General features: G+C 49.1%; 17 protein-coding genes, 1 tRNA gene and 3 rRNA genes. 19 read left to right on the top strand and 2 right to left on the bottom strand.

Going from position 1 to position 25267, the window contains the following annotated elements; genetic code table 11:
* Nucleotides 1-107 precede the first annotated feature (107 nt).
* Nucleotides 108-2126: an NAD-dependent DNA ligase LigA gene (ligA, locus tag MHB82_RS26760; protein ID WP_341176231.1), complete on the top strand. Its 2019-nt coding sequence runs from the start codon at nucleotides 108-110 to the stop codon at nucleotides 2124-2126.
* A 120-nt stretch (nucleotides 2127-2246) separates the two neighbouring features.
* Here ligA and MHB82_RS26755 read toward each other — a convergent pair whose 3' ends face one another.
* Complete coding sequence (locus MHB82_RS26755; RefSeq protein WP_341176230.1) at nucleotides 2247-3608, bottom strand: molybdopterin-dependent oxidoreductase; 1362 nt, start codon at nucleotides 3606-3608, stop codon at nucleotides 2247-2249.
* Nucleotides 3609-4127: 519 nt separating this feature from the next.
* Between MHB82_RS26755 and MHB82_RS26750 the strand changes: the two genes are divergently transcribed.
* From MHB82_RS26750 to pssA, 12 genes are all read left to right on the top strand, one after another.
* Nucleotides 4128-5679, top strand: a 16S ribosomal RNA gene (locus MHB82_RS26750).
* Between the two features lie 108 nt (nucleotides 5680-5787).
* Nucleotides 5788-5863: transfer RNA gene (locus tag MHB82_RS26745), tRNA-Ala, on the top strand.
* A 250-nt stretch (nucleotides 5864-6113) separates the two neighbouring features.
* A 23S ribosomal RNA gene (locus MHB82_RS26740) occupies nucleotides 6114-9041 on the top strand.
* A 135-nt stretch (nucleotides 9042-9176) separates the two neighbouring features.
* Nucleotides 9177-9293: ribosomal RNA gene (rrf, locus tag MHB82_RS26735) — 5S ribosomal RNA — on the top strand.
* The 16S, 23S and 5S rRNA genes sit together here with 1 tRNA gene alongside, the layout of an rRNA operon.
* Before the next feature lie 219 nt (nucleotides 9294-9512).
* Nucleotides 9513-10697, top strand: coding sequence for a GNAT family N-acetyltransferase (locus tag MHB82_RS26730; protein ID WP_341176229.1), 1185 nt, complete (start codon nucleotides 9513-9515; stop codon nucleotides 10695-10697).
* Nucleotides 10698-11183: 486 nt separating this feature from the next.
* Nucleotides 11184-11645, top strand: a complete 462-nt coding sequence (locus MHB82_RS26725; protein WP_095293442.1) for a CtsR family transcriptional regulator — start codon at nucleotides 11184-11186, stop codon at nucleotides 11643-11645.
* Nucleotides 11646-11677: 32 nt separating this feature from the next.
* The gene (locus MHB82_RS26720) at nucleotides 11678-12196 is read left to right on the top strand and encodes a UvrB/UvrC motif-containing protein (RefSeq protein ID WP_095362295.1); all 519 of its coding nucleotides are present in this window, start codon (nucleotides 11678-11680) and stop codon (nucleotides 12194-12196) included.
* A 28-nt stretch (nucleotides 12197-12224) separates the two neighbouring features.
* Nucleotides 12225-13295 (top strand): protein arginine kinase, encoded by a 1071-nt coding sequence (locus tag MHB82_RS26715; RefSeq protein ID WP_341176228.1) that lies wholly within the window; start codon nucleotides 12225-12227, stop codon nucleotides 13293-13295.
* Nucleotides 13296-13483: 188 nt separating this feature from the next.
* Nucleotides 13484-15946, top strand: coding sequence for an ATP-dependent protease ATP-binding subunit ClpC (gene clpC / locus MHB82_RS26710; RefSeq protein WP_341176227.1), 2463 nt, complete (start codon nucleotides 13484-13486; stop codon nucleotides 15944-15946).
* A gap of 234 nt (nucleotides 15947-16180) precedes the next feature.
* The gene (gene radA, locus MHB82_RS26705; RefSeq protein WP_095293438.1) at nucleotides 16181-17548 is read left to right on the top strand and encodes a DNA repair protein RadA; all 1368 of its coding nucleotides are present in this window, start codon (nucleotides 16181-16183) and stop codon (nucleotides 17546-17548) included.
* A 13-nt stretch (nucleotides 17549-17561) separates the two neighbouring features.
* On the top strand, nucleotides 17562-18638 hold the full coding sequence (gene disA, locus MHB82_RS26700) for a DNA integrity scanning diadenylate cyclase DisA (RefSeq protein ID WP_095293437.1): 1077 nt from the start codon (nucleotides 17562-17564) through the stop codon (nucleotides 18636-18638).
* Nucleotides 18639-18699: 61 nt separating this feature from the next.
* Nucleotides 18700-19431: a CDP-diacylglycerol--serine O-phosphatidyltransferase gene (pssA, locus tag MHB82_RS26695; RefSeq protein ID WP_095293436.1), complete on the top strand. Its 732-nt coding sequence runs from the start codon at nucleotides 18700-18702 to the stop codon at nucleotides 19429-19431.
* A gap of 132 nt (nucleotides 19432-19563) precedes the next feature.
* Here the strand turns inward: pssA and MHB82_RS26690 are convergent, their stop codons facing one another.
* Nucleotides 19564-19959, bottom strand: a complete 396-nt coding sequence (locus MHB82_RS26690; protein WP_095293446.1) for a DUF1573 domain-containing protein — start codon at nucleotides 19957-19959, stop codon at nucleotides 19564-19566.
* Between the two features lie 174 nt (nucleotides 19960-20133).
* Here MHB82_RS26690 and MHB82_RS26685 point away from each other — a divergent pair, with 174 nt between their 5' ends.
* From MHB82_RS26685 to cysE, 6 genes are all read left to right on the top strand, one after another.
* Complete coding sequence (locus tag MHB82_RS26685; protein WP_095362290.1) at nucleotides 20134-21219, top strand: PIN/TRAM domain-containing protein; 1086 nt, start codon at nucleotides 20134-20136, stop codon at nucleotides 21217-21219.
* A gap of 101 nt (nucleotides 21220-21320) precedes the next feature.
* Nucleotides 21321-22013 (top strand): 2-C-methyl-D-erythritol 4-phosphate cytidylyltransferase, encoded by a 693-nt coding sequence (gene ispD / locus MHB82_RS26680; RefSeq protein ID WP_095293434.1) that lies wholly within the window; start codon nucleotides 21321-21323, stop codon nucleotides 22011-22013.
* On the top strand, nucleotides 22010-22486 hold the full coding sequence (gene ispF / locus MHB82_RS26675) for a 2-C-methyl-D-erythritol 2,4-cyclodiphosphate synthase (RefSeq protein WP_153980067.1): 477 nt from the start codon (nucleotides 22010-22012) through the stop codon (nucleotides 22484-22486). Before ispD ends, ispF begins: the two co-directional genes overlap by 4 nt.
* A gap of 36 nt (nucleotides 22487-22522) precedes the next feature.
* Nucleotides 22523-23986 carry a glutamate--tRNA ligase gene (gene gltX, locus MHB82_RS26670; protein ID WP_095293432.1) on the top strand — a complete coding sequence of 488 codons (1464 nt, stop codon included), beginning with the start codon at nucleotides 22523-22525 and terminating at the stop codon, nucleotides 23984-23986.
* Between the two features lie 458 nt (nucleotides 23987-24444).
* A complete protein-coding gene (locus tag MHB82_RS26665) occupies nucleotides 24445-24624 on the top strand; it encodes a hypothetical protein (protein WP_341176226.1) in 180 nt (59 codons plus the stop codon).
* Entirely contained in the window at nucleotides 24584-25252 is a 669-nt protein-coding gene (cysE, locus tag MHB82_RS26660; RefSeq protein WP_095362298.1) for a serine O-acetyltransferase, read from the top strand. Before MHB82_RS26665 ends, cysE begins: the two co-directional genes overlap by 41 nt.
* Nucleotides 25253-25267 lie beyond the last annotated feature (15 nt).

Raw genomic sequence — 25267 nt, 5'->3', positions numbered from 1 at the left:
AGAAATCCGGGGATAACAGCGATCGGAAAGTTGTTCTGTCAGCTTAGTTCAAGTGCAATTTGAGTGTTCGTTCTACATAGATTAAATAAACGGAGGGATGGCCCTGTATGGACCCGATGCACCGGATGGAGCAACTCGTTACCGAGCTGAACCAGCATAATTATCAGTACTACACGATGGATCAGCCGCAGATCAGTGACAAGGAATATGATCTCCTGTATGACGAACTGGTTTCCCTGGAACAGGAGAGCGGGATGGTTTTGCCTGATTCTCCAACACAGCGTGTCGGTGGCGAACTGCTGAAGGGGTTTACCCCGCATCGCCATTTGTCTCCGTTGTGGAGCTTGGACAAAGCCCAAAACATCGAACAGCTGCGGAGCTGGAATACTCGTGTACTGAAGCTCGTGAATGACTACAACAGCAAAAATCCAGGCAACCCTTTACCGGAACCCGGCTACGTTATTGAGTTGAAGTTTGATGGGCTCACCCTGAACCTGACATACACCAATGGTGAATTGGTACAGGCTTCTACACGCGGGAACGGAACGGTTGGCGAAGGGATTCTGGCTCAGGTTAGAACAATCAAATCAGTCCCGCTCCGAATTCCGTATACTGACGGTACGATCGAAGTACAAGGCGAAGGCATCATGAATCTGTCCGTCCTGAACCGGTACAATGAAACAGCAGCAGAGCCGCTCAAAAACGCCCGTAACGCAGCTGCCGGAGCACTGCGCAACCTGAATCCGAAGACGACGGCCGAGCGCAGGCTCAATGCCTATTTCTACAATGTAGGGTACTCGGATGACATTGGATTTGCCAATCATCAAGAGATGATGGATTTTCTGCGTGAGAACCGTTTCAAAGTTAACCCGTCGATTACGTACTTCCATGAATTTGATGATGTGATGGAACAGCTTGCCGCCATTCAGGAGAATCGGGGACAGCTGGACTACCTGATTGATGGGGCCGTTATCAAAATCACCGACATGCGCACACGTGAAGTGCTGGGTTATACGGACAAGTTCCCACGCTGGGCTGTAGCCTATAAGTTCGAAGCAGAAGAGACCACAACGGTACTCAAATCCGTTGATTGGAATGTGGGCCGTACCGGTAAAGTAACTCCGCTGGCACGTGTAGAACCGGTCGAACTGGCGGGAGTAACGGTTTCAAACTGTACATTGAACAATGTGGGCGATATTGAGCGTAAAAATCTGAAGTTTGCCTTGGGCACGCGTGTCTTTATCCGCCGCTCCAATGACGTCATCCCTGAAATCCTGGGCAAAGTGACGGAAGAGAGCGATGGCGAGGAGATCGTATATCCTGAGCAGTGTCCGGCTTGCGGATTCCCACTGGAGCAGCGCGGAGCGCATCTGTTCTGTAATAACAAATTGGCATGTAAACCGCAGACCGTTGCTCGAATTTCTCATTTTGCTTCCCGTGATGCCATGGATATTGAGACATTCAGTGAGAAGACAGCGATTCAGCTGTATGATGAGCTCAGTGTGCGTGAGCCGGCTGATCTGTATACATTGCAATTTGATGATCTGGTGAAGCTGGAGCGGTTTGGTGAAAAGAAAGCGAGCAACCTTCTCACTGCACTGGAGCATAGTAAGGATCGTGACCTTGCATCGTTCCTGTACGCGCTGGGCATTCCGAATACAGGTAAATCAACGACACGTATGCTGGCCGACCATTATCGTGATCTGCATGCTATTATGAATGCAACTGTGGAGGAACTAGTTGAACTTCCAGACGTAGGCAGTATTGTAGCAGAGAGTATTGTCACGTTCTTCGCAGATCCGTTTACCCAGGCTGCGATTGAAAAGATGCTGGACTTGGGCGTGAAAGCACAGGCACCTGAGTCACCAGCAGTGATAGTCGAAGACTCCTTCTTTAGTGGTAAAACGGTCGTGCTGACCGGAACACTGCATCAACTGACACGTGACGAGGCAACGCAAAGACTGGAAGCGCTCGGAGCGAAAGTCACAGGCAGTGTCTCGAAAAAGACTGATCTTGTCATTGCCGGAGAGAAGGCGGGCAGCAAGTTGGCCAAAGCGCATGATCTGGGCATCCCAACCATTGAGGATGAGGATGAACTCGTTCGTCTTTTGAATCAGCAGGGCTAACCTATAAGCTAGGAAATGAAGAAACCCCCGATTAGCCACATTAGGTGGATCGGGGGTTTTTGCTATGCATCTGTAGGATGTTTTTCAATTCATAGACTCTACATAGTTGGAGGTGAAACGTTAGGAACTGATATTGGGAATGCGCTGAGCTGCGCCTGTAAGCCATGCATCCTTATCATAACCTCGTTCTTCCCAGTAACCGATATGTTCGCTGTCGATGAGTTCAATGCGATTCAACCATTTTACCGACTTATAGGCATACATCTGGGGAATGACAAGTCGTACCGGACCCCCGAGATCTGCCGGGATGGGTTTGCCATCATGCATGACAGCGACCATGATATCCTCCATCTGTGCTTGATCCAGCGTAATGGCATCCGTGTATACCCCATCTCCAGAGTAAAACTTGACACTGTGTGCACCGGGCTTAACTCCGGCTTGGGTTAGTAGATGTTTAAGGGGAATGCCTTCCCAGGTATTTTTGTATACGGACCAACCAGTTACACAATGGAAATCACTAACCTGTACAGTACGAGCAAGCTTAACGAATTGTTCCCAATTCCAGACCTGTGCCCGTTCGACAAGCCCATCAATCCGGAAGGACCAATTCTCATTTGAAAAGGAAGGGATAGGCGTAACCGTGTATACTCGGAAATGACCTTCAGCTCCTCCTCCAATGGGAGGGGAAGAGGCAGCCGCAGGTTGCGGCAACGGACTCATCCGATTGGGGTCATTCTCCAGCATACTGTCGATGCTGTTATCGATACTGAGATTACGTCCAACCCAGGAGACAAAGGTAGGGCCAAGGGTAACGGCTAACCCCACACCTACAGCAGACCGAATAAACGCACGCCGTGTATACACGGGTTCGGGTTTCTGGGGTTGGTCGGGCGATTTTGTTGCAGCAGTACGATCCGAACTAGGAGCTGAAATTGCAGCAGCAGTATTTTCTCCAGATGTACCCAATGAATCCGCAGTGCCATGGATGTCTTTCGTCGATGTGGTGGCAATCACCGTGCGGCGTGTCGAATCTTTCAACCATTTGGTACGGGTAATGGAGTGGTAGATAATATAGGGCAGACCCAACCAAGTTAACAAATCATGAGTTAGTAACGCTGCATTGGACCACTTTGGTCCTGCGAGTTTAAATTGCCACAACACAATGCCTGAGATTAACCAGCCAACCAGCAGAACAAGCACGATGATTGTATTCACTTTTTGCCAAGGCCTGTTCCGGAGCTGTTTCCAGTGTTTACTCGCCAGGATCAAGTAATAAACAACAGGGGCTAGCATAGCCAACCCGACAATTATATGCAGCCATTTTAGCCATACGCGCCCAATCCCGAGTAGTTCACGCCAGAAGCCACCGACTAGCATAAGTCCCGTTACGGCGAGGATCACTACAATCCAGGCATTCCAGAAGTGGAGAGACACGAGTTTCTTGCCGTACCCTTTGCGAAGTTTTTTTAGCCACTGTTCCAAGAGTGATCACCTCAAATAAAGTTATAAGCAGTAAATCTTCCTTATGTAGTAAGCGGTGAAAATAAAGAACGTATTAAATGATGCTATGTCATTGTTTTCTCTTTATTGTATATACCTCATTATAGAAGCTTTGGATCACTCACATCAAACCGTTACATTAGAGCATGATTTTAAAGTGAAGTTAGACTTATTGGAATTGAGAAGATCGACTTAGGACTGCTCGTATATCATTTAATGATCTTTTTAAAAAAAAGATTAAAAATGCTTGCTATCTAAATTCAGACATGATATATTATTTCTTGTCGCTTCAAACGAGTGATTGTCGAAAGAGTTTGAATGATGACGAAAAAGAGTGTTGACAGTTAGTTGGTTAACATGATAAAATAAATATCCTGTCCGGTTGACATCGATCAACAAAAACGGACAACAAGTTCCTTGAAAACTGAACAAATGGAAAGTAACTTATGATTTACAATGAATCGTCAGATTCAAAATGAGCTAATCGCTCTTTTCAATACTTTATTGGAGAGTTTGATCCTGGCTCAGGACGAACGCTGGCGGCATGCCTAATACATGCAAGTCGAGCGGACTTGATGAGAAGCTTGCTTCTCTGATGGTTAGCGGCGGACGGGTGAGTAACACGTAGGCAACCTGCCCTCAAGCTTGGGACAACTACCGGAAACGGTAGCTAATACCGAATACTTGCTTCCTTCGCCTGAAGGGAGCTGGAAAGACGGAGCAATCTGTCACTTGAGGATGGGCCTGCGGCGCATTAGCTAGTTGGTGAGGTAACGGCTCACCAAGGCGACGATGCGTAGCCGACCTGAGAGGGTGATCGGCCACACTGGGACTGAGACACGGCCCAGACTCCTACGGGAGGCAGCAGTAGGGAATCTTCCGCAATGGGCGAAAGCCTGACGGAGCAATGCCGCGTGAGTGATGAAGGTTTTCGGATCGTAAAGCTCTGTTGCCAGGGAAGAACGTCCTTGAGAGTAACTGCTCAAGGAGTGACGGTACCTGAGAAGAAAGCCCCGGCTAACTACGTGCCAGCAGCCGCGGTAATACGTAGGGGGCAAGCGTTGTCCGGAATTATTGGGCGTAAAGCGCGCGCAGGCGGTCATTTAAGTCTGGTGTTTAATCCCGGGGCTCAACCCCGGATCGCACTGGAAACTGGGTGACTTGAGTGCAGAAGAGGAGAGTGGAATTCCACGTGTAGCGGTGAAATGCGTAGAGATGTGGAGGAACACCAGTGGCGAAGGCGACTCTCTGGGCTGTAACTGACGCTGAGGCGCGAAAGCGTGGGGAGCAAACAGGATTAGATACCCTGGTAGTCCACGCCGTAAACGATGAATGCTAGGTGTTAGGGGTTTCGATACCCTTGGTGCCGAAGTTAACACATTAAGCATTCCGCCTGGGGAGTACGGTCGCAAGACTGAAACTCAAAGGAATTGACGGGGACCCGCACAAGCAGTGGAGTATGTGGTTTAATTCGAAGCAACGCGAAGAACCTTACCAGGTCTTGACATCCCTCTGACCGTCCTAGAGATAGGGCTTTCCTTCGGGACAGAGGAGACAGGTGGTGCATGGTTGTCGTCAGCTCGTGTCGTGAGATGTTGGGTTAAGTCCCGCAACGAGCGCAACCCTTGATCTTAGTTGCCAGCACTTCGGGTGGGCACTCTAAGGTGACTGCCGGTGACAAACCGGAGGAAGGTGGGGATGACGTCAAATCATCATGCCCCTTATGACCTGGGCTACACACGTACTACAATGGCCGGTACAACGGGCTGTGAAGCCGCGAGGTGGAACGAATCCTAAAAAGCCGGTCTCAGTTCGGATTGCAGGCTGCAACTCGCCTGCATGAAGTCGGAATTGCTAGTAATCGCGGATCAGCATGCCGCGGTGAATACGTTCCCGGGTCTTGTACACACCGCCCGTCACACCACGAGAGTTTATAACACCCGAAGTCGGTGGGGTAACCGCAAGGAGCCAGCCGCCGAAGGTGGGATAGATGATTGGGGTGAAGTCGTAACAAGGTAGCCGTATCGGAAGGTGCGGCTGGATCACCTCCTTTCTATGGAGAATCGTTTCCCGTAGCGGAAACATTCAAATACGCAGGTTCGCTGAACCTGCGACAGCAACATCGTTACTTATCCATTTGTTCAGTTTTGATGGAATTTGAGGGGCCATAGCTCAGCTGGGAGAGCGCCTGCCTTGCAAGCAGGAGGTCAGCGGTTCGATCCCGCTTGGCTCCACCAAAGAATTTCGTCTATTTGGCTTGTTCTTTGAAAACTAGATATCGAAACGAAAATTGCGAATTAGAACATTCCTTTTAGGGATGAATGCTTGTTCGGTTCAAGTGACCGATCAACAATCATCCTAGCTGAACTTGTGTTAAACAAGTTTCAAATATTAGCGAAAACTGCTTTGCGATGGTATCGAATTGGAACGACTTTTGGATTTGCGTAAGCAAACCAAGGGAAGTGAGAAGTCGAAACCGGAGCATATGGTTAAGCTACTAAGAGCACACGGAGGATGCCTAGGCGCTAGGAGCCGATGAAGGACGTGGCGAACAACGATACTGCCTCGGGGAGCTGTAAGCAAGCTTTGATCCGGGGATGTCCGAATGGGGAAACCCAGCTGGGGTAATATCCAGTTACTCATAACTGAATACATAGGTTATGTAGAGGCATACCAGGGGAACTGAAACATCTAAGTACCTTGAGGAAGAGAAAACAATAGTGATTCCGTCAGTAGCGGCGAGCGAACGCGGAACAGCCCAAACCAGAGAGCTTGCTCTCTGGGGTTGTGGGACGTCTCACATGGAGTTACAAAGGAGCCGGTTAAACGAAGAGGTCTGGAAAGGCCCGCCAAAGAAGGTAAAAGCCCTGTAATTGAAAGTCTGCTCTCTCCGAGACGGATCCCGAGTAGTGCGGGGCACGTGAAACCCCGTATGAATCCGGCAGGACCATCTGCCAAGGCTAAATACTTCCTAGCGACCGATAGTGAAGCAGTACCGTGAGGGAAAGGTGAAAAGCACCCCGGAAGGGGAGTGAAATAGAACCTGAAACCGTGTGCTTACAAGAAGTCAGAGCCCATTTTAGGGGTGATGGCGTGCCTTTTGTAGAATGAACCGGCGAGTTACGTTCCCGTGCAAGGTTAAGGTGAAGAGCCGGAGCCGCAGCGAAAGCGAGTCTGAATAGGGCGACATAGTACGTGGACGTAGACCCGAAACCGGGTGATCTACCCCTGTCCAGGGTGAAGGTGCGGTAACACGCACTGGAGGCCCGAACCCACGCACGTTGAAAAGTGCGGGGATGAGGTGGGGGTAGCGGAGAAATTCCAATCGAACTCGGAGATAGCTGGTTCTCCCCGAAATAGCTTTAGGGCTAGCCTCGGAAAACAGAGTCGTGGAGGTAGAGCACTGATTGGGTGCGGGGCCCGCAAGGGTTACCAAGCTCAGTCAAACTCCGAATGCCATAGACTTACTTCCGGGAGTCAGACAGTGAGTGCTAAGATCCATTGTCAAAAGGGAAACAGCCCAGACCATCAGCTAAGGTCCCCAAGTGTGTGTTAAGTGGGAAAGGATGTGGAGTTGCACAGACAACCAGGATGTTGGCTTAGAAGCAGCCACCATTGAAAGAGTGCGTAATAGCTCACTGGTCGAGTGACTCTGCGCCGAAAATGTAACGGGGCTAAACACACCACCGAAGCTATGGCTTGATGCTTTGCATCAGGGGTAGGGGAGCGTTGTATAAGGGTTGAAGGTGTACCGTAAGGAGCGCTGGACATTATACAAGTGAGAATGCCGGTATGAGTAACGAAAAGATCAGTGAGAATCTGATCCGCCGAAAGCCTAAGGGTTCCTGAGGAAGGCTCGTCCGCTCAGGGTAAGTCGGGACCTAAGGCGAGGCCGAAAGGCGTAGTCGAAGGACAACAGGTCGAAATTCCTGTACCACCGTAAATCGTTACGAGCGATGGGGGGACGCAGTAGGGTAGTGACGCAGACTGATGGATGTCTGTCCAAGCAGTAAGGCTGATGTGTAGGCAAATCCGCACATCCTAAGGCTGAGCTGTGATGGGGAGTGAAAATTACAGTAGCGAAGGTCATGATCTCACACTGCCAAGAAAAGCCTCTAGCCAGATGAAGGTGCCCGTACCGCAAACCGACACAGGTAGGCGAGAAGAGAATTCTAAGGCGCGCGGAAGAACTCTCGTTAAGGAACTCGGCAAAATGACCCCGTAACTTCGGGAGAAGGGGTGCCCCGGTAGTGTGAATAGCACGAGGGGGCCGCAGTGAAAAGGCCCAAGCGACTGTTTAGCAAAAACACAGGTCTGTGCGAAGCCGTAAGGCGAAGTATACGGGCTGACGCCTGCCCGGTGCTGGAAGGTTAAGGGGAGCGGTTAGGGAGTAATCCCGAAGCTGTGAACCGAAGCCCCAGTAAACGGCGGCCGTAACTATAACGGTCCTAAGGTAGCGAAATTCCTTGTCAGGTAAATTCTGACCCGCACGAATGGCGTAACGACTTGGGCGCTGTCTCAACGAGAGATCCGGTGAAATTTTAATACCTGTGAAGATGCAGGTTACCCGCGACAAGACGGAAAGACCCCATGGAGCTTTACTGCAGCTTGATATTGAATTTGGGTACGATCTGTACAGGATAGGTGGGAGCCTTTGAAGCATGAGCGCCAGCTTGTGTGGAGGCACCGTTGGGATACCACCCTGATCGTATCTAGGTTCTAACCTGGTGCCCTTAGCGGGTACGGGGACAGTGTCAGGTGGGCAGTTTGACTGGGGCGGTCGCCTCCTAAAGAGTAACGGAGGCGCCCAAAGGTTCCCTCAGAATGGTTGGAAATCATTCGAAGAGTGCAAAGGCATAAGGGAGCTTGACTGCGAGACCTACAAGTCGAGCAGGGACGAAAGTCGGGCTTAGTGATCCGGTGGTACCGCATGGAAGGGCCATCGCTCAACGGATAAAAGCTACCCTGGGGATAACAGGCTTATCTCCCCCAAGAGTCCACATCGACGGGGAGGTTTGGCACCTCGATGTCGGCTCATCGCATCCTGGGGCTGAAGTAGGTCCCAAGGGTTGGGCTGTTCGCCCATTAAAGCGGTACGCGAGCTGGGTTCAGAACGTCGTGAGACAGTTCGGTCCCTATCTGTCGTGGGCGTAGGAAATTTGAGAGGAGCTGTCCTTAGTACGAGAGGACCGGGATGGACGTACCGCTGGTGTACCAGTTGTTCCGCCAGGAGCACCGCTGGGTAGCTATGTACGGACGGGATAAGCGCTGAAAGCATCTAAGCGTGAAGCCCCCCTCAAGATGAGATTTCCCAGTATGTAAGACCCCTTGAAGACGACGAGGTAGATAGGCTGGGGGTGGAAGTGCAGTAATGCATGGAGCTGACCAGTACTAATCGGTCGAGGGCTTATCCAAATTGCAGGTTCTAGTCGCAAGTTTCGTTTCGGATCTAGTTTTCAGAGAATAATCTCTGAAATGGAAATCGGTACATCACTCCAATGTGTGTATGATTTTCAGTTCCACAAAATGCATTTGTTACACAAATGCTCGTTTGGTGGCGATAGCGGAGGGGTTCCACACGTACCCATCCCGAACACGACCGTTAAGCCCTCTAGCGCCGATGGTACTTGGACCGAAGGGTCCTGGGAGAGTAGGACGTTGCCAAGCAAAGAACCACTGCCGAAGATTCTCGGTGGTGGTTTTTCTTTGTTTATTTTTCTTTGTACTTTTGATTAACTATACATATATGAATCCCCGGGAGATGCGTTTGCATCTCTTATTTGACTTTGTACGACGCCTCTGACACACTCATAGAAGATACATACATCACATTTAAGGGCACAAATTGAGTCGCTTACAATTCTGAAGAATGGGGTGCAGGATGTTATGGATATTCGTAAACTAACGACTGATGATTTCGAAGCGTGTATGACGCTTTCGGAGTACGCTTTTCAGTTTGTATTAAACGAGGAACAGCTTGAAAAGCGCCGAGAGGAGTTCGCCTCTCACAATGTGTTGGGAGTGTATGAGGATGGCCAAGTTGGAGCCAAGCTTCAGATCATTCCTTTTCAAACTTATATTCAAGGTCGATTATTTGCGATGGGCGGTATTGCGGGTGTGGCAACTTGGCCAGAATACCGGCGTAAAGGCTGGGTAGCGGGGCTGCTTAAATTTGCACTGGAAGAGATGAATCGGAATAAACAGAGCATTTCCTTCCTGCATCCGTTCTCGTTTGCTTTTTATCGGAAATATGGATGGGAAACCTATGTTGAGTTCAAAAATTATAAGCTGTCTACCGATCAATTACCTGCGAAGAAGCCAACTCCAGGTACTCTCCGGCGGGGCAATCCAGAGCTATCGGTGCTGAAAAAGGTATATGACACGTATGCAGAAAGTTATAACGGTACCTTAAGCAGAGACGATGCCTGGTGGGAAAATTCAGTTTATGCCAAAAAGGGGAGCCAGCGGGCTGTTTACTATAACGAAGCAGGACTACCTCAAGGCTACGTGCTTTACGAGGTGAAGGAAAGAAAATTTACCATCGGTGAGATGGTGCACCTTAATGAAGAGGCAAGACAAGGGTTATGGACGTTTATCGCCAATCATGATTCGATGATTGATGAGGTGACGTTAAAAGCGCCTGCGAACGATACACTGGCTTTTCAACTGGATAATCCACGGATTCAGCAGGAGGTTACCCCATACTTTATGGCGAGAATTGTTAGTGTGGAGCAGTTTATTTCACAGTATCCTTTTTCAAGCCAAGACTCTCCGGTACAGATACAGCTTGAGGTAGAAGATACACATGCACCTTGGAATGAAGGGGTATGGGAATTGAACGTGGCTATGAACGGAACAGCTTCCATCTGGAAAAAAGGGGAGCTTACTACGGAAGATCAGCCTGCTCAGCATATCAGACTTAACATCCAATCGCTCACGGCAGTGTTGATGGGGTATCGCAGACCCGCTGAGATGGCCCGAATCGATAGGATTCAAGGCTCGGAAGAGGATATTCAGGCTTTGGAAAAAGCGATACCTGTTCGCCAAACCTACCTGATGGATTTCTTCTGATTTTTCAAATGGTTTATGAGTATATCCAAAGTCAATTCATCTGGGAGCCTTCCCTTTTCATATTAATAGAAAAACAGTGCTACAGTGAGACAGATGAACTTCTCCGGCTTTTTTGGAGAGGTTTTTTTGTGTCCGGGGAATATTTCGTGTAAAATCGTAAAAAATGAATAGTGACCCCACTTGGCAAAACCACAAAATATGCTATAATGTATATAAAGTCAAAGAAAGTCAAAGTCAACTGAAGGTTAAATACTTACGTAGCTTTCTTTCTACATTCCGGTGATGAGACACATTTTATGAACGATGGATATCATCGGAAAGAGGTAGTACCAAGAGGACCTTCGTGCGTCCTTGCTCTCCCGAATAAGTCAGCGGAAATCAAGATTCGTCGTTTCCCCGTTTGGTTAAATGGGTTGAGAAGGTGTACTCTGTGGGGGCGTGTGGGTCCTTATTGACTTAACGTTTCAGACAGTGGAGGATGAGTGGATGCGTAATATCTCTGATATTATCGAACAATATCTGAAGAGTATTTTGCATGAAAGTCCCGAAGGAATGGTTGAAATTCAGCGCAATGATCTTGCAGATCAATTCTCATGCGTACCATCCCAGATCAACTACGTAATAAGCACACGCTTTACTCTTGAAAAGGGATATTTGGTCGAGAGTAAACGTGGTGGTGGCGGTTATGTCCGTATACAGCGGATCGAATTGCCGGCCCACTCAGCTTTGCATAATCATCTGCACCATAGCATCGGGGATGAAATTGGACAGACAGCTGCCGAAGGCTTGATTTATCAACTGGAAGAAGCACGTTTCCTGAGTAAAAGGGAAGCCGGGTTGATGCGTGCGGCTGTTTCAAGAGAAATTTTATTGGTCAAACTTCCTTACCGGGATCAAATTCGTGCCAGAATGTTAAAGGCGATGTTAATATCTTTGCTCGGTAAATGAAAACCTATCGGGATCAAGGAGGTACATCCTAAATGCTGTGCCAAGAATGCGACAAACGTCCGGCAACTCTTCATTTCACCAAAATCGTGAATGGAGAAAAGACGGAATTCCATATTTGTGAGTCATGTGCCCGTGAAAAGGGAGAAATGATTCCGGGAACATCGAATGGATTTTCCATTCACAATCTGTTGTCCGGGTTGCTTGATTTCGAACCTAAGAATGGAAATGCCGGGGCTCCCCCTGCTCAGACTCTTCGCTGTGAAGAGTGCGGCATGACTTACTCACAGTTTAGCAAAATAGGCCGATTCGGCTGCAGTTCTTGTTATAAATATTTTGACAGTCGTCTGGATCCGCTCTTTAAAAGGGTCCATGGCAGCACAACCCATGTGGGCAAAGTGCCTGCACGAGCTGGTGGTCGCATTAAAGTGAAGCGGCAAATTGCCGACCTGAAACGTGACCTTCAGGAGAGTATCGCCCAGGAGGAATTTGAAGAGGCAGCTCAAATCCGTGACCAGATCAGGGAACTTGAAAAAGAAATAGCTCAGGAGTAGAGTTTGTCATGAGTAGGAGGGACGCGTAATGCCTAATCTGCGCTTTACAGAGAAGGCGCTCAGCGACTGGATGCGCAGTGAAGCGGCTGATTCCGAAATTGTCATTAGCAGCCGTGTCCGGATCGCACGTAATCTTCAGCATTACCCATTTCCAATGCTTGCTTCCCATGAGCAATCGGAAGAAGTGCTGAATAAGCTGAGCGAAGTACTTCAATATGATGACGTTCATGCCTTTGGAGATTTCCACACATTGGATCTGATGGATATCGATGATCTCGATAAACGGGTACTGGTGGAGAAGCATTTGATCAGCCCTAGTCTTGCCAATGAGTCCAGGAATGGTGCGGTGATTCTCAGCGAGGATGAATCCGTCAGTATCATGATTAATGAAGAAGATCACCTTCGTATCCAATGCCTCTATCCGGGGTTCCAGGTGAAAGAAGCCTGGGAGAAAGCTTCCGCCATAGATGATGCTTTTGAAGCGCATGTGGATTATGCTTTTGATGATCGGAGAGGATACCTGACCAGCTGTCCTACCAATGTAGGTACAGGGGTGAGAGCATCTGTAATGATGCATCTGCCTGCTCTGGTGATGACACAGCAGATTGGCCGCATTCTGACGGCTGTATCCCAAGTGGGACTGACGGTACGAGGAATTTACGGCGAAGGCAGTGAGGCGATGGGTAACCTCTTCCAGATTTCCAATCAAATTACGCTTGGACAGACGGAACAAGAGGTCATCGATAATCTGCATAGCGTTGTGCTGCAGATGATTGGGCATGAACGTACGGCTAGAGAGCGGTTGATTACCGACTCCAGGCTGCGAATTACTGATAGAGTGATGCGTTCATATGGGATTTTGTCCCACGCAGCCATTATGGATTCCAAGGAAGCCGCACAGCGTCTCTCGGATGTTCGCTTAGGTGTAGATCTGGGGCTGTTAAACGGATTGTCCATTACGGTAATGAACGAGTTAAACGTGATGACACAACCAGGCTTTTTGCAGAAAACATTCGGAGAAGATATGCGCACAGATGAGCGTGACATCTACCGGGCTCAGTTGATTCGTGATACGATCAATGCAGCCAATCAACCCTAGTAATTGTTTTCGTCAGATTTAATATTAAGGTTTCATGCCGCATCTGCGGCTTTATATAAAAGAGGCATTTACCTAAGTGCTGAATGACTTTATTCGCAGCATGGCTGCAAACAAAAATGATATGAATTATACGGCGGGATCATGATCAAGGCCCCCGTTTTATCCAAAACCATGGAGGTGCAGGAGATATGATGTTTGGAAGATTTACGGAACGGGCCCAAAAGGTGCTCGCACTCGCGCAGGAAGAAGCTGTCCGTCTCGGTCATAATAACATCGGTACAGAGCACATTTTGCTCGGCCTCATTCGTGAAGGCGAAGGCATCGCAGCCAAAGCGCTGATCGGCCTGGGACTCGGATTGGAAAAAATTCAAGATGAAGTAGAAACGCTGATTGGCCGCGGCCAAGAGCAACCTACGAACATTGCATATACGCCTCGTGCGAAAAAAGTAATTGAATTGTCCATGGATGAGGCTCGCAAATTGGGCCACACCTATGTAGGAACAGAGCATATCTTGCTCGGATTGATTCGTGAAGGCGAGGGCGTTGCGGCACGCGTGCTGAACAACCTTGGTATTAGTTTGAACAAAGCACGTCAACAAGTGCTGCAATTGCTTGGCAGCAGTGAGGCTGTATCCAGTCATAATGGAACGCCTGCTAATGTAAGCACACCAACACTGGACAGTCTGGCACGTGATCTTACCGCTTATGCGAAGGAGAACAACCTGGATCCGGTTATCGGCCGCAGCAAAGAAATTGAGCGTGTCATCCAAGTATTGAGCCGTCGTACCAAGAACAACCCTGTATTGATCGGTGAACCTGGTGTAGGTAAAACAGCAATTGCTGAAGGTCTTGCACAGAAAATCATCGCCAACGAAATTCCGGAAACATTGCGCGACAAACGTGTCATGACCCTGGATATGGGTTCTGTTGTTGCCGGAACGAAGTACCGTGGTGAATTTGAGGATCGCTTGAAAAAAATAATGGATGAGATTCGTCAGGCAGGTAACATTGTCCTGTTCATCGACGAATTGCACACCCTGATCGGTGCAGGCGGAGCTGAGGGCGCCATCGATGCTTCGAACATTTTGAAACCGGCTCTGGCTCGTGGAGAATTGCAATGCATTGGTGCAACAACCCTGGATGAATACCGCAAATATATCGAGAAGGATGCAGCGCTTGAGCGTCGTTTCCAACCGATTACTGTAGACCAGCCTTCTCCAGAAGAAGCCATTCAAATTTTGCACGGATTGCGTGATCGTTATGAAGCTCACCACCGTGTGAAAATTACGGACGAAGCTATTGTACAGGCGGTTAAATTGTCTGACCGTTACATCACAGATCGTTTCCTGCCAGACAAAGCGATTGACCTGATTGATGAAGCGGGTTCCAAAGTAAGATTGAACTCATACACCATTCCGCCGAACCTGAAACAACTGGAAAGCCGTCTTGAAGATATCCGTAAGGAAAAAGACGCAGCGGTTCAAAGCCAGGAGTTCGAAAAAGCAGCAGCTCTGCGTGATACGGAACAAAAAATCCGTGAAGAGCTGGATGTAACGAAGAACCAATGGAAAGAAAAACAAGGTCGTACCGATTCCGAAGTAACGCCTGAGGATATCGCACAAGTGGTAGCCAACTGGACGGGAATCCCGGTGAACAAGCTGAAAGAAGAAGAGACACAACGCCTGATGAATCTGGAATCCATCCTGCATGAACGTGTCATCGGTCAGGATGAAGCCGTGAAATCAGTCAGCCGTGCGGTTCGCCGTGCTCGTGCTGGATTGAAAGATCCAAAACGTCCAATGGGATCCTTCATCTTCCTCGGTCCTACTGGGGTAGGTAAAACCGAGCTGGCTCGTGCGCTTGCCGAAGCTATGTTCGGCGATGAAAATGCAGTGATCCGGATCGACATGTCCGAGTATGGTGAGAAGCACTCGACTTCAAGACTCGTTGGAGCGCCTCCAGGATATGTTGGTTACGAAGAAGGCGGTCAGTTGACAGAGAAAGTTCGTCGCAAACCGTATTCCGTAGTCCTGCTCGATGAGATCGAGAAAGCACACCCGGAAGTATTCAACATCTTGCTGCAAGTGCTTGAGGATGGTCGTCTGACAGATTCAAAAGGTCGTGTCGTGGACTTCCGCAACACATTGATCATTCTGACATCCAACGTGGGTGCCGAAGCGATTAAGCGTAACTCTACACTCGGCTTCACAGCTGTTGTGGATGCAGGTGCGGATTACGATAACATGAAGGGTAAAGTCATGGATGAGCTGAAGAAAAGCTTCCGTCCAGAGTTCCTTAACCGGATTGATGAGATCATCGTATTCCACTCTCTTGAAGAGAAACACATTGCAGAGATTGTCACCCTCATGAGCGAGGAGCTTCGGAAACGTCTGCGTGAATATGAGGTCGACTTCGAGCTCACAGACAACGCCAAGGCCTTCCTGGCCAAAGCTGGCTTTGATCCGGCTTACGGTGCTCGTCCGCTTCGCCGGGCAATCCAGAAGCATATCGAAGACAAATTGTCTGAAGAATTGCTTACAGGTACGGTAACCAAAGGCGATTCGTTGTTGATCGACGAAGAGAATGGTGCACTGTCCGTAACCAAAAAGGAAGCTGTTGTTCCTTCCAATGAAGAAATCGAAACCAAATAAGCAATTTTCAAACCTGAGAAATGGTTTATGATCCTTTCCGGCTTCGGCCGGAGAGGATTTTTTATTTTATTGTTGTTTTTGTTTAACAGGAACATCTGTAAAGTTTACGATAATCCTTTACGAAAAATCTCAAACAATGGTAAACTTTTATTAACCCTGTACGTCAGAAATTCAGGGCAAAATTCGTCGAAAAATGCAAAATGCTGTTATAAAATAAATCCTAGGAGTGCTGAAGTGGCCAAAGTTAAAACCAAGTTTCAATGTACGGAATGTGGTTATGAAGCCCCCAAATGGTACGGCAAATGTCCGGGGTGTCAGTCATGGAATTCCATGGTGGAAGAAACGGAAACGGTTGTCAAAACACAAGGGAGAAATTCCCCCCTCTTTGACAGTAAAGATAAACCGCTTCCCATCATAGATATAGATAGCGGTCAGGAACCGCGTGTGCAGACTGGAATCGGAGAGCTGAACCGGGTATTGGGTGGCGGAATTGTTCCGGGTTCTCTCGTGTTGGTAGGCGGAGATCCGGGAATCGGAAAATCAACGCTGATGCTGCAAACCTCGCACGCTCTAACGCATTCGGGTTTGCGTGTGTTATATGTTTCGGGTGAGGAATCGGTCAAACAGACCAAATTGCGGGCTGATCGTCTGGATGCACTCTCTCCTGAACTGTATGTGCTGTGTGAAACGAATATGGAACGTGTAGAGGAAGCGGTGGAGCAGATCCAGCCGCATTTTCTTGTCATCGACTCCATTCAGACAGTATACCTTCCAGAAGTCACCAGTGCACCCGGTAGCGTAGCACAGGTAAGGGAATGTACTTCCCGGTTTATGCGGATCGCCAAAGGCCGAGGCATTGCAACCGTGCTTGTGGGGCATGTTACGAAAGAAGGGGCTATCGCTGGTCCGCGTATGCTTGAACATATGGTGGACTGTGTTCTTTACTTTGAAGGTGAACGTCATCATACGTATAGACTGCTACGTGCGGTTAAAAATCGTTTCGGTTCAACGAATGAGATCGGTATTTTCGAAATGGGCGAAGACGGCTTGCGTGAAGTGGGCAATCCTTCCGAACTCTTTTTATCGGAACGACCACTCGGTGTAGCAGGTTCTACGGTAGTTGCAAGTATGGAAGGCACAAGACCGATGCTGGTTGAGCTGCAGGCGCTCATCTCTGCGACACATTTCCCGTCTCCCCGCCGTATGGCAACAGGTATAGATCATCATAGGCTGAACTTGATTATTGCGGTGCTTGAGAAGCGGATGGGCATGTTTTTGCAAACGCAGGATGCGTACCTGAATGTGGCTGGGGGAGTACGGCTCGATGAACCGGCGGTGGATTTGGCGGTTGCCGTCAGCATTGCATCCAGTTTGAGGGATGTGCCGACCAAGCCAGATGATGTAATATTTGGCGAAATTGGTTTGACAGGTGAAGTTCGGGCCGTATCACGGGCTGAACAACGTGTGAAGGAAGCCGAGAAACTGGGCTTCAAACGAGTCATTTTACCGGAGAAAAGCTTAAAGGGCTGGAAACATCCTCGCGGGATACAACTGATCGGTGTGAATACCGTGGCAGATGCACTAGCGGTTGCTTTAGATTAGGGGGCATAACAAGATGAAAGATTCGAGCCAACTGGATAAAATGAATGAATTGTTGAGGCTGATCGCACCAGGTACACCTTTCCGCGAAGGTCTGGAGAACGTGCTGCGCGCCAAGACGGGGGCACTGCTTGTTGTAGGATACAGCCCTGAAGTAATGGAAGTGGTCGACGGGGGCTTCTCGATCAATTGCGATTTTTCCCCCAACTATCTCTATGAACTCGCCAAGATGGACGGTGCCATCATTCTTAGCGAGGATTTAAAGCGTATTCTATATGCCAACACCCAGCTTATTCCGGATTCCTCCATCTCTTCCTCTGAGACAGGGATTCGTCACCGGACAGCAGAACGTGTAGCCAAGCAAACAGGCAAATTGGTCGTATCCATCTCGCAGCGCCGGAATATTATTACCTTATATCAGGGAACGCTTAGATATTCGCTCAAGGAAATTGGAGTTATTTTGACGAAGGCCAACCAGGCGATTCAAACGCTGGAGAAGTACAAAGCTGTACTTACCCAATCCCTTACGAATCTAAGTGCCTCGGAGTTCGAAGAACTTGTCACCATCCCTGAAGTGGTAAATGTCATTCAGCGTACGGAAATGGTGATGCGCATCAAAACGGAAATCAAGCGCTACATCCATGAACTTGGGAATGAAGGACGACTCATCTCCATGCAAATGGAGGAATTGGTTGGTACAACGGAAGAAGAAGCGTGGTTGCTGTACAAGGACTATGCACGAGACGATAGTGACGAGAAGATCCGCGAAATTATCGTGGGCCTCAAGCGCCTGTCGGATGATGAATTGCTGGATGCACATCACATCGTCCGTCTGCTCGGCTACCCTTCATCGGCTGCTACATCGGAAGATTCGGTTGCACCACGCGGATATCGGGTATTGAATAAGATACCACGCCTTCCGAATGTCATTATTCATAACCTGGTTGACCAATTTGAACAATTGCCGCATGTGATTATGGCAACGATTGAAGAGCTGGATGAAGTCGACGGTATTGGTGAGGTACGCGCCCGGACCATTAAGGAAGGGCTGAAGCGTCTGCAGGAGCAAATGTTTATCGACAGACAAATGTAATCCAGAGCTATCAGTATAGGTTTGCCTATAACGGCCCTGAAGATGATGAGGTGAAACAACAATGTTAACCAGATTCATTCCGAACCTCTTTACCTTGGGTAATCTGTTTCTTGGAATGATGGCGATACTGCTTGCAATTGATGGGAATTACAGCCTGGCTGCAATTATGGTGATCGTGGCGATGCTGCTGGATGGGTTGGATGGCCGGGTAGCGCGTGCACTTAATGCCCAAAGTGAATTTGGCAAGGAGCTAGACTCCCTGTCTGACATGGTTTCGTTTGGTGCAGCCCCGGCACTCATTATGTTTATGGTTTCCTTCCAGGATGCATCACCGGTTCTCGCCTGGATCGCTACGGCAAGCTTCCCCATTTGTGGAGCCATTCGGCTTGCGCGCTTTAATGTAAGACCGGGAATTCCCGGATACTTTACCGGCCTGCCCATTCCGGCAGCTGGAGGTGTGCTTGCAACGCTGACGTTGTTTAACAAGGATATTGGTCCCGTGAGCATGATGATAGCTACATTGTTATTATCCTATCTGATGGTCAGCTCGCTTAAATATCCGAATTTCAAAAAGGTCGGTTTGCCGCGAAAAGCGATCTGGATCGCCCCTTGGGTGGTCGTATTCGCTGTAGCGGTTGCCGTCATTTTTCCGGAACAGTTGTCGAAGCTGATCTTTATACCATTGGTGCTGTACGCTCTATATGGAATGAAGCATAATATGCGGACGGCAGCCTCCCGCAATCGGGCGAAGAAGCGCAAGGAAGAGAAGTCTTCTCGTCCTTCCGATCGGTAATGGTTTACTGATTGGCATACTGCTTTGGATGAATAAGAAAAAGCACGCATTCTCCTTCAGGAGCGTACGTGCTTTTTTTGTTGATTCGAATCTATACGGTACCTACTTTTGTACGGCAACTTCGCCAATCATTTACGACAAATTGAACATCCCTAACGTCGAACATTTCTGTGACTCGTGATTCACGACTTCTTCCATGTTGATATCCAGCAGATTGCAGAGAGCTGACATATAAAACAGGTTCCGCCCCAGTTCGGAGCTGATGACCTCTTTGCAATTCTCACACAATTCACCTTCCACATGCGTTTCCAGCAGGCCCTTGGTTTGAGCAATACCGCTCTCGGGGGCATATTTCTGCTTGGTGGCGTGCAGCTCAATGCAGCCGCATTCGGTAATGGCCTTGGACACGGCACGATTGACAGAAGCTCCGGCTTGTCCTGTTTTGGACAGTACATCAATCAGACTGCGATGACGCAGCAACAGCTCGGAAACCTGATCCTGAAAAGCCTGTAAACTTAGCGTACTCATTTTGCTACTCACCTCGGGATATGAATTGAATTCATTATATGCCAATAATTTACCTTCTTTCAACTGACGATTGCAAACATTTCCAAAAAGTTCTTGCAACCGGGATTAGCAATCCAACAATTGGATCATACTGGATATGAAGATGAAGGACAATTAAAGGAGGTGCAGGGACATATGTGGAAAAAAGGCATTTTAACTTTTACAGGATTGTGCGGTGCATGGTTTGGCTACACGGCATATCATCTGGCAGGAAAATCCGTCCCGTGGATGGCTGAATGGATTCAGTCAGCAGGGCTGCTGGGGGCAGGAGTAGCAACGGCACTGGGCGCTGTATTGTTTATGGCTGTGTGTAATATTGGTGGAACCTTGCTGGCAAGCAGGCTGCAAAATGGGATTGATGCTTTGGCTAAAGTACCGATGAACGAACTGGCTGCTGGTGCAGCAGGTACCGTTGCAGGGTTACTGGTAGCTTTGCTGCTCTATCCATGTCTGACTTGGCTGGGAACAGCAGGAGAGGTGCTTCAGGTGGCGCTGACGGCCGTTAGCGGATATACAGGGTACATGCTAGCCATGGCGAAGAAAGAGGACCTCGCTGCATTCTGGATGTCTGGGCGATGGGGTCACCCCGAGCTGGATGAAGACAGACGGATGGAAGAACACAAGATTTTGGATACCAGTGTCATTATTGATGGCCGTATTGCAGATATATGCAAGACCGGGTTTATCGAAGGTACAATCGTGATTCCGGAATTCGTCCTGGAAGAACTTCAGCATATTGCAGATTCCTCGGATCTGCTGAAGCGAAACAGAGGACGGCGTGGACTCGACATTTTGAATAAAATCCAAAAAGAACTCGACGTGAAGGTGCTCATTTACGAAGGGGATTTTGAAGAAATATCAGAAGTGGACAGCAAGCTGGTCAAACTCGCCAAAGTGCTTCAGGGCAAGGTGGTTACCAATGACTTTAACCTGAACAAGGTTTGTGAGCTCCAGGGTGTATCTGTACTGAACATCAACGATCTGGCGAATGCGGTGAAGCCAGTGGTGCTGCCTGGTGAAGAGATCATGGTGCAAATCATCAAGGATGGCAAGGAGCATGGCCAAGGTGTAGCTTATCTGGATGACGGTACAATGATTGTCGTGGAAGGCGGACGCGAGTATATCGGCATGATGATGGAAGTGCTGGTGACCAGTGTGCTGCAGACTTCCGCGGGACGAATGATTTTTGCCAAGCCGAAACTGTTGGAAAAAGCCCAATAAAGGGGTATGATGGGTAGTGTATCGTTCACCGATATTTATATCGCTTGAAGATATTCAGTATCGTAGAACGATAAACTGACAGACAAGGCAGGGATTACGGCATGGATAAAGGGTGGGGTGTCGTCATTGTGGCAGCAGGTCGGGGAACCCGAATGGGAACAACCGAGAGCAAGCAGTTTCTGCTGCTGCAGGACAAGCCCGTTTTCATACATACGCTTGAAGTGTTTGCCGCTCTGGATGAGATCAGCGAGATCGTGCTGGTAACCGGAGCCGCAGATGTTGAACGCTGCCTGGATTGGGTAAAAGAATACCGACTGGAGTCGCGTGTCCGTGTCATCCCCGGAGGGAAAGAGAGACAGCATTCTGTTCAAGAAGGCCTGAAGGCCTTACAGACGGATTGGGTTCTCGTTCACGACGGGGTACGTCCTTTTGTTGACCGTAAGCAGATTACAGGTTGCATGGAGGCCGCGATGTCGGGGGGAGCTGCTGTACTTGCCGTTCCCGTTAAAGATACGATTAAACAAGTGAATGCGGAGGGAATCGTTACGGCGACGCCTGACCGCAGCAGTCTGTGGAGTATTCAAACCCCGCAGGCTTTTCGTCTTTCTTCATTGCTGCTTGCTTACGAGTCGGCCGCAAGGGACGGATTTCTGGGGACGGATGACGCCATGCTGGCTGAGCGCCAGGGGATGTCCGTCCAGGTTGTGGAAGGAAGTTATACCAACATCAAATTAACGACGCCGGAAGATTTGGAATATGCCGCGTTTTTGCTTGGGGGAGAGAAGAAGCGATGATACGTGTAGGACAGGGATTTGATGTACACCAGTTGGTAGAGGGACGTCCGTGCATCATTGGCGGGGTAACGATTCCTTATGAAAAAGGACTGCTTGGTCACTCAGATGCAGATGTGCTGCTGCATGCCATCAGTGATGCCATTCTGGGTGCACTTGCACTTGGAGACATCGGCAAACATTTCCCGGACACCGATCCGGAATTCAAGGACGCTGATAGCCTCAAACTGCTGGAGCATGTATGGCAGCTCGTGAAAGAGCGCGGATATCGTTTGGGCAACATCGATTCCACCATTATTGCGCAGAAACCGAAAATGGCACCTTACATTCCACAGATGGCCGAGGTTATTGCCAAGGCACTGGAAGCGGATGTTGATCAGGTCAATGTCAAAGCAACGACTACGGAGCAGCTCGGATTCCCTGGACGGGGAGAGGGGATTGCGGCCCAATCGGTTGTTTGCCTTGTTCGTGTGTGATATTATCAACCAACTAGTATACGGAGGGGATATTTTATGAGCACAGAAGTTCGTGTGCGTTACGCGCCGAGTCCAACGGGACACCTGCATATCGGGAATGCCCGTACGGCGCTCTTTAACTACTTGTATGCCAAGCATAATAACGGGAAATTTATCATTCGTATTGAGGATACTGACGTAAAACGGAACATTGCGGGTGGCGAGGAAAGCCAGCTTAAATATTTGAAATGGCTCGGAATCGAGTGGGATGAGAGCATTGATGTAGGCGGGGAATACGGACCTTACCGTCAGACGGAACGTCTGGATATTTACCGCAAATACACCCAGGAGCTGCTGGACAAAGGTCTGGCTTACCGCTGCTTCTGCACGGAAGAAGAGCTGGAGCAAGAGCGCGAGGAGCAAACGGCACGTGGAGAAACGCCGCGTTATTCGGGCAAACACCGGGACCTGACGCCAGAGCAGATCAGTGCTTTTGAAGCGGAAGGCCGCGTGGCGAGCATTCGTTTCCGTGTACCGGAAGAGCGCACGTATACGTTCGATGACATGGTTAAAGGCACCATTTCATTTAACAGCAAGGAGTCCGGGGACTTCGTCATTGTGAAAAAAGACGGCATTCCCACATACAACTATGCCGTTGCAGTGGATGATCACCTGATGAAAATCTCCCACGTTCTTCGCGGGGAAGATCACATCTCCAACACGCCGCGTCAGCTGATGATCTATGAAGCGCTTGGCTGGGAGCCGCCGCAATTCGGTCATATGACCCTGATTGTGAATGAAAATCACAAGAAGCTGAGTAAACGGGATGAGTCCGTCATTCAGTTTATCGAACAATATGATCAGCTCGGCTACTTGCCAGAGGCGATGTTCAACTTCATTTCCCTGCTTGGCTGGTCGCCGGAAGGGGAAGAAGAGATCTTCTCGCAGGAACAGTTGATCTCCATCTTTGATACCAAACGTTTGTCCAAGAGCCCGGCTGTATTTGATACGCATAAGCTGGCGCACTTGAACAATCACTATATTAAACATGCAGACCCGGATCGTATTGCTGAAATGGCGATTCCGCATCTGCAAAAGGCAGGACGTATCGCAGCTGAGCTGTCACCTGAGCAGAAGGAATGGGCGTATACACTCGTTCATCTGTACCAGGAGCAAATGACTGCAGCCTCCGACATTGTGGAACTGTCTGAAGTATTCTTCCGCTCCCATCTGGAGCTGGATGCAGAAGCAACTGCCGTGCTTGGGGAAGAGCAGGTGCCAACTGTTCTGAAGGCCTTTGCCGACAAAGTTCAGGCTAGTGAAGAGTTTACCCCTAGTAAAATGGCCGCATTGATCAAGGAAGTGCAGAAGGAAACCGGATTTAAAGGCAAGCAGCTCTTTATGCCTATCCGTGTAGCACTGACTGGACAGACCCATGGACGTGACCTAAATCAGACGATTGTACTGCTCGGCCGGGATACGGTTATTGAGCGTCTGCATGCACAGGTAAAAGGCGCGTAATCCAGGGACGCTGTAGATCCTGCTACTGCCGCCGATGAGGGTCAGTATCGCTTGGGATGAAGTTATTGCAAGGTTGTTGTCAGTCCAGTACCTTTTCGCTATAATAGCAACACAAAGGTTAAATGACATGTTTCAGCATTCATCATAGAACAGCAAAGACCGGGAGGAGTAAACCGAACCGGACAGTTCCAGAGAGGATGGTCCCGCAGCGAAGAATGAATTTCTTTGGCTGCGGTGGCTGTGAGCCATCCGCTGTCCATCGGTCGAAATGCGCCCGTGAGCTGCATAGCCGAATCCGGCCCCGCCTCTTGTACGTGTAGGAGAGGAAAACGTCAGGATAGGTTGTGACGGTTGGTTTCCGTTACCGAACCGCTTGAGGGTTCATTCTTATTTGTCGAAACAGGTGGCAGCCATACGCTGACTGTCTAATTCTGATACGTAAGTCTGGGCCGAGCAGAGTGGGACCGCGATTAACGCCTCTGCAGCATAATGCTGCAGGGGCGTTTTTTGTTTGGGGCGAGTCAGCAGTACACTACCAAGAGGGCTGCGCCGTCCGGTATGCCGGAGGACGAAGACCTGAACAAGAGGGGAACGAGCATGTTCAAGAAGATCAGATCAGATATCCAGGCGGTGTTTGAAAACGATCCGGCTGCCCGGGGATGGTTCGAGGTTGTATTTACCTATTCGGGGCTGCATGCAATATGGGCTCATCGGATCGCGCACTTTTTCTATAAACGCAAATGGTTCTCGGTTGCCCGGTTCATCTCGCAGTTCAGCCGTTTTATGACAGGAATTGAGATTCACCCTGGAGCGACCATCGGGAATCGGCTGTTTATTGACCACGGAATGGGTGTAGTTATTGGTGAAACCTGTGAGATTGGCGATGATGTTGTTATTTACCAGGGGGTTACACTTGGCGGAACAGGGAAAGAAAAAGGAAAGAGGCATCCGACGATTGGCAATAATGTGGTTATCTCATCGGGAGCCAAAGTGCTCGGTTCATTCAGCGTTGGTGATCAAAGTAACATTGGAGCTAACTCGGTCGTATTGAAAGAAGTACCATCCAACAGTACAGTTGTAGGCATACCGGGAAGAATCGTCAAGCAGGACGGACGGCGGGTGGATCGTCTGAATCAGCAGCTGCCCGATCCGGTCATTGACTCTCTGCGCAGTATGCAGCAAGAGATCGAACGGTTGCGTGAAGAAGTGCGTACACTACAGGATAGCCGTAAGAATGAGACTTCGCGTGATACAATAAATAAATAGGGAAGTATGAATGAA

Source organism: Paenibacillus sp. FSL K6-2862, assembly GCF_038005125.1.
Taxonomy (GTDB): Bacteria; Bacillota; Bacilli; order Paenibacillales; family Paenibacillaceae; genus Paenibacillus; species Paenibacillus illinoisensis_A.
This window is presented reverse-complemented; position numbering and strand designations above follow the sequence as displayed.

Excerpts from the sequence above, each read along its gene's own strand:
- ligA (WP_341176231.1), top strand. The coding sequence starts at position 108 with ATGGACCCGATGCACCGGATGGAGCAACTCGTTACCGAGCTGAACCAG.
- MHB82_RS26730 (WP_341176229.1), top strand. The coding sequence starts at position 9,513 with ATGGATATTCGTAAACTAACGACTGATGATTTCGAAGCGTGTATGACG.
- MHB82_RS26725 (WP_095293442.1), top strand. The coding sequence starts at position 11,184 with ATGCGTAATATCTCTGATATTATCGAACAATATCTGAAGAGTATTTTG.
- MHB82_RS26720 (WP_095362295.1), top strand. The coding sequence starts at position 11,678 with ATGCTGTGCCAAGAATGCGACAAACGTCCGGCAACTCTTCATTTCACC.
- MHB82_RS26715 (WP_341176228.1), top strand. The coding sequence starts at position 12,225 with ATGCCTAATCTGCGCTTTACAGAGAAGGCGCTCAGCGACTGGATGCGC.
- clpC (WP_341176227.1), top strand. The coding sequence starts at position 13,484 with ATGATGTTTGGAAGATTTACGGAACGGGCCCAAAAGGTGCTCGCACTC.
- disA (WP_095293437.1), top strand. The coding sequence starts at position 17,562 with ATGAAAGATTCGAGCCAACTGGATAAAATGAATGAATTGTTGAGGCTG.
- pssA (WP_095293436.1), top strand. The coding sequence starts at position 18,700 with ATGTTAACCAGATTCATTCCGAACCTCTTTACCTTGGGTAATCTGTTT.
- MHB82_RS26690 (WP_095293446.1), bottom strand. The coding sequence starts at position 19,959 with ATGAGTACGCTAAGTTTACAGGCTTTTCAGGATCAGGTTTCCGAGCTG.
- MHB82_RS26685 (WP_095362290.1), top strand. The coding sequence starts at position 20,134 with ATGTGGAAAAAAGGCATTTTAACTTTTACAGGATTGTGCGGTGCATGG.
- ispD (WP_095293434.1), top strand. The coding sequence starts at position 21,321 with ATGGATAAAGGGTGGGGTGTCGTCATTGTGGCAGCAGGTCGGGGAACC.
- ispF (WP_153980067.1), top strand. The coding sequence starts at position 22,010 with ATGATACGTGTAGGACAGGGATTTGATGTACACCAGTTGGTAGAGGGA.
- gltX (WP_095293432.1), top strand. The coding sequence starts at position 22,523 with ATGAGCACAGAAGTTCGTGTGCGTTACGCGCCGAGTCCAACGGGACAC.
- cysE (WP_095362298.1), top strand. The coding sequence starts at position 24,584 with ATGTTCAAGAAGATCAGATCAGATATCCAGGCGGTGTTTGAAAACGAT.